This is a genomic window from Serratia sp. 506_PEND, from assembly GCF_001076875.1.
GTDB classification, from domain to species: Bacteria; Pseudomonadota; Gammaproteobacteria; order Enterobacterales; family Enterobacteriaceae; genus Serratia; species Serratia marcescens.
In genome coordinates, this window is the sequence record NZ_JVEL01000294.1 from 1 (window position 1) to 3,987 (window position 3,987).

General features: G+C 61.8%; 5 protein-coding genes. 2 read left to right on the forward strand and 3 right to left on the reverse strand.

All coding sequences use genetic code 11. The features are described from left to right. Window positions 1-215: 215 nt before the first annotated feature. The gene (locus tag ADK28_RS32410) at window positions 216-353 is read left to right on the forward strand and encodes a hypothetical protein (RefSeq protein ID WP_004941229.1); all 138 of its coding nucleotides are present in this window, start codon (window positions 216-218) and stop codon (window positions 351-353) included. An 85-nt stretch (window positions 354-438) separates the two neighbouring features. On the opposite strand, the gene ADK28_RS07735 is transcribed toward ADK28_RS32410, so the two are convergent. Next, window positions 439-648 (reverse strand): tautomerase family protein, encoded by a 210-nt coding sequence (locus ADK28_RS07735; RefSeq protein WP_033633277.1) that lies wholly within the window; start codon window positions 646-648, stop codon window positions 439-441. A 17-nt stretch (window positions 649-665) separates the two neighbouring features. Next, the gene (locus ADK28_RS07740) at window positions 666-1,406 is read right to left on the reverse strand and encodes an SDR family NAD(P)-dependent oxidoreductase (RefSeq protein ID WP_015377621.1); all 741 of its coding nucleotides are present in this window, start codon (window positions 1,404-1,406) and stop codon (window positions 666-668) included. A gap of 122 nt (window positions 1,407-1,528) precedes the next feature. Here ADK28_RS07740 and ADK28_RS07745 point away from each other — a divergent pair, with 122 nt between their 5' ends. Continuing rightward, a complete protein-coding gene (locus tag ADK28_RS07745) occupies window positions 1,529-2,431 on the forward strand; it encodes a LysR family transcriptional regulator (RefSeq protein WP_048795345.1) in 903 nt (300 codons plus the stop codon). Here ADK28_RS07745 and ADK28_RS07750 read toward each other — a convergent pair. Then, window positions 2,406-3,614, reverse strand: a complete 1,209-nt coding sequence (locus ADK28_RS07750; RefSeq protein WP_048795346.1) for a CynX/NimT family MFS transporter — start codon at window positions 3,612-3,614, stop codon at window positions 2,406-2,408. The two genes, ADK28_RS07745 and ADK28_RS07750, sit on opposite strands and share 26 nt — an antisense overlap. Between the last annotated feature and the right edge of the window lie 373 nt (window positions 3,615-3,987).

Here is a 3,987-nt window from a genome sequence, read left to right on the forward strand (position 1 = left end):
CTCGATCCGGAACGCACGGTGATGGACAATCTGGTAAGGGCAAGGCGGGCGCCGCACGGTGAACAGGCGGCGGCGAGAGAAAAGAAAGAGGGCTAAATAATTAAATAAATTTATCTATTGTGTTTCATTTTGTGAGCCGCGCTTGCCGCCTGCGCCAGGCTTTCCTAGTTTTTAGGAGGGCGGCCGTTCGCCCGATATCACGAAGGAGTATGCAAATGACTGAACACAAACGACTTGCCGTTATCGAAAAGGTGCTGCTGATCGCTTTCGCCGGCGTGCTGGTTTATCTTGCCGCGACCGGCGCCTTGTCATTATCGGGCCTTGATCACCACTGGCCTTATCCTTCGCGCTAAGCGTGCCTGGTCTCATCATGCAGGCCCGATAACGATAACTAGCGGCTGTACCCTACGACACGAGACTCACAGCATCAATCATCCGTTATTCGCCTCGTTCTTTGGCGCGCAGGGCGGTGACGCTCTCTCCGCCGACGCCCCAGTTGTCGGTGGCCACCTCGTCAATCACCACGAAAGTGGTGTGGCGTGGCTTATTCAGCACCCGTTCCAGCAGCGTGGTGGCTCCCTCGATCAGCATGCGTTTTTGCGCGGCGCTGACCCCTTCGTCGGTCACTTTAATGTTGACGTATGGCATGGCGTTTTCCCCCGGTTTCACCAGACCCCGGCGGTGGCGCCGCCGTCAACCGCGAGCGCCGCGCCGGTAACGAAATTGGCGTCAGTCAGATACAGCACCGCATCGACGATGTCCTGCGGCTGGCCGACGCGGCCGGTTGGCGCCAGTTGCCGCATCTGCGCCAGGCTCTGTTCATCATTTTGATGCATCGGCGTGGCGATGATGCCGGGCGCCACGGCGTTGACCATCACGTTGTGCGGCGCTAACTCCAATGCCAGTTCGCGCACGGCGTGGTTAAGGCCGCCTTTAATCAGCACAGGCAGCAAAGCGGGCACTTTGCTGTTGGGCTGCATGGCGATCGACGCGGTGATGGCGACGATGTGGCCGGCGCCGCGTTGCTGCATATGCCGGGCGGCGGCCTGCGCCGGGTAGAAGAAGCCTTTCAGATTGGTTGCCACCATCGCGTCGACCTCCTCCGGCGTATAGTCGGCGATCGGCTTGGCGATAAATATGCCGGCGTTATTGATGAGAATATCTACCTGACCAAAAGCCTGTATCGCCAGGCTGAACAACCGCTCGGCGGTTTCCGGCAGCGCGATGTCTCCCGGCGCCAGCAGCAGATTGGCCGGGCGGCCGAGTTTGTCCGCCGCCGCCTGCAGCCGTTCAAGCGAACGGGCGTTTGCGACAACCTGATAGCCGCGCGCCAGGTAGGCTTGCGCGATGGCGAAGCCCAAGCCGCTNGATGCGCCCGTGACGATGACCGTTTTTACTTTGCTCATTTTCTCTCCTCGACAGGATAGTGATTGATCGTAGGTGAACGGTAATCCATACCTGATGGTTGAAAAATGATAGGGAAAGAATTTTAATTTATACCTGATGTAATGAATCGGCGGGGAGAGACATGCAACGCCATTTTGACGACGTTCAGGTGGGCAGTATCGAGCTGTTTTGCCTGACGGTAGAAACCGGCAGTTTCACCGCAGCGGCCAATGCCGCCGGGATAACCCCTGCGGCGGTCAGCCGCTCGGTCGCGCGCCTGGAGACGCGATTGCAGGCGAAGCTGTTTATCCGCACCACACGCCAGATGCGCGTCACGGATGCCGGACAGCGTTATTACCTGGAATGTCGCCGGGCGCTGAGCCAGCTGATGGAGGCCGAGGCGAGAATTTCCGGCGAACGGGACAAACCGGTGGGGACGCTCAGCATCAGCGCACCGACGCTGTACGCGCATTTTAGGCTGTTGCCGCGTTTGCCCGAGTTTGCGCATCGCTATCCCGATCTCAAGCTGAATCTGCACGTCAGCAATCAGAATATCGATTTCTCCGAAGATAAATTCGACGTCGCCATTCGCGGCAGCGAACTGAACGATTCCGGCCTGGTATCGCGGCGATTGGAGGAGGCTGAACTGATCGTGGTGGCGACGCCGGGCTATTTGCAACGTCATCCTGCGCCGCTCACGCCGGCGGATCTGGCCCGGCACGATTGCATTCAGTATGCGTTGCCCAGCACCGGCAGAAAAACCGCCTGGACGTTTAAGGTTCAAGGCGAAAATAGCAAAGTGGACACTGCCGGACGCTGGCTTTGCCAGGAAGATTACCTCGCTACGCTGACGCTGGTGAAAAGCGGCGCCGGACTGATGCAGGTGTATCGCTTTACCGTCGAACAAGAGTTGAGCAACGGGGCGCTGGTCGAGGTTTTGAAAGATTATGCCGGCGCCTCGCGTCCCTTCATCCTGCTTTACCCCTATGCGCGCTTTGTCCCGCTGAAGGTGCGGAAATTCATCGATTTCCTGACGGAAGCGTAGCCGCCAGCGCCAATACGGCTCCTGACACCGCCGCCGCGAGCACCAGCCACGCCGGAGCCGCCCAGCCGGCCGCGGCCACGATGGCGCTCAGCGCGACCGGGCCGATCACCTGGCCGAGGTAGTTTCCCTGCATCACCAGCCCGAGACTCAGCGGCAGCAGCGTCGGTTCCGGTGTCGCCGCCGGCGTGGCGGCCAGAATGGTGGCGGGCAGCATGCCGGCGATGGCGCAGAACAGGAAGCACAGCGGGATCAGCAGGCCGTTGGGCGTCATCGGCAGGAAAATGCCGACGCCGAAGCCCCCGATCAACAGGCTGGTGGCGGCGAGCAGCGTTCTGGCGGGCAGCCCGCGCGACAGCAGCACGCCGGCGGCGAGGTTGCCGATGATGTTGGCCGCCACCGCCGCCGCGCTGATGCCGCCGGCGGCCGCGAGCGACAGGCCGATGCGCTGCATCAGAAAGATCGGCAAAAAGGTCATCACCGAGAAAAACTGCAGGTTGTAAGCGGTGAACATCAGCGCCAGCAACAGCGGCTGGCGCGCCCGCAGCATCGCGCCCAGCGCTTGCCGCAGCGGCGACGGCGGAACGTGCGCCTCGGCGGCGCGGCGGGACGTAGTCAGCGGCAGCAGCAGGGCGGCCAGCAGCGTCAACGCCGCACCGGCCTGCCAACTCTGTTGCCAACCGGCGAGATGGGGGCCGAAAAACAGTGAAATGGCGATGCCCGCCGGCATGAAGGTGCTCCAGATGCCGAACACCAGGTTGCGCTGCGCCGGGGCGACGATGCGGTTCAGCACTGCCGGCGAGGCGACCACCACGATCACGAAGCCGAGGCCTTCGACAAAGCGGCTGACAATCAACCCGCTGAAGTCGTGCAGCGTGGCGCCGGCGAAGCTGGCGGCGCTGATGATCAGCAGCCCGAGCGCCAGCAGGCGCCGATCGCCCCAGCGGCGCACCAGCAGTCCGGCGGCGATGCCGCCGAACACCCCGACGAAAGGAAAGGCCGAAATGACCCAGCTTAGCGTCTCCAGTGAACGGCCAAACTCGGCCTGCAGCGCCGGCAACGCGATGGTGGCCTTACCCACGTGCAGCGCCGCCGCGATGCCGGCGAACAGCACGTTGATGACGGCCAGCCAGGGCGTGGCGGCGGGGAGAACGCGGTCGATGGCGTCCGGTTTAATCGCGGTCATAACACTCTCCGGTGGCGGCAACGTCATCACTATGCCTCTGCGCTACAGCAAAGGCCGTTCAAATGCTGCGCTATCACGTGGGGAAACTGTTCATTTCGAGCTTTATTTTGCGCGCCTCGTTGTTTGGTTCGCCAGCGTGCCGCCCGGCGTGGACGCGGGTCCCCCCGCAGCGGTTTACTGTTCCGGCACGCAGCAGGCGTGTTGAATTCATTTTATAAGGAGCAGTGTATGTCAGAGATGATGAACGAGAGTGGGGCGCCGGCCATTGAATGGAGCTATGGCGGCCGGGGTGACGATATCAGCAGCAGCCTGAGCCTCGACACGGTTGAGGAACAGCCGCAGGGTTTCTTGATGACGGTCGATCGGCCGGTGC

Coding starts and splice junctions, on each gene's coding strand:
- ADK28_RS32410 (WP_004941229.1), top strand. CDS start 216: ATGACTGAACACAAACGACTTGCCGTTATCGAAAAGGTGCTGCTGATC.
- ADK28_RS07735 (WP_033633277.1), bottom strand. CDS start 648: ATGCCATACGTCAACATTAAAGTGACCGACGAAGGGGTCAGCGCCGCG.
- ADK28_RS07745 (WP_048795345.1), top strand. CDS start 1,529: ATGCAACGCCATTTTGACGACGTTCAGGTGGGCAGTATCGAGCTGTTT.
- ADK28_RS07750 (WP_048795346.1), bottom strand. CDS start 3,614: ATGACCGCGATTAAACCGGACGCCATCGACCGCGTTCTCCCCGCCGCC.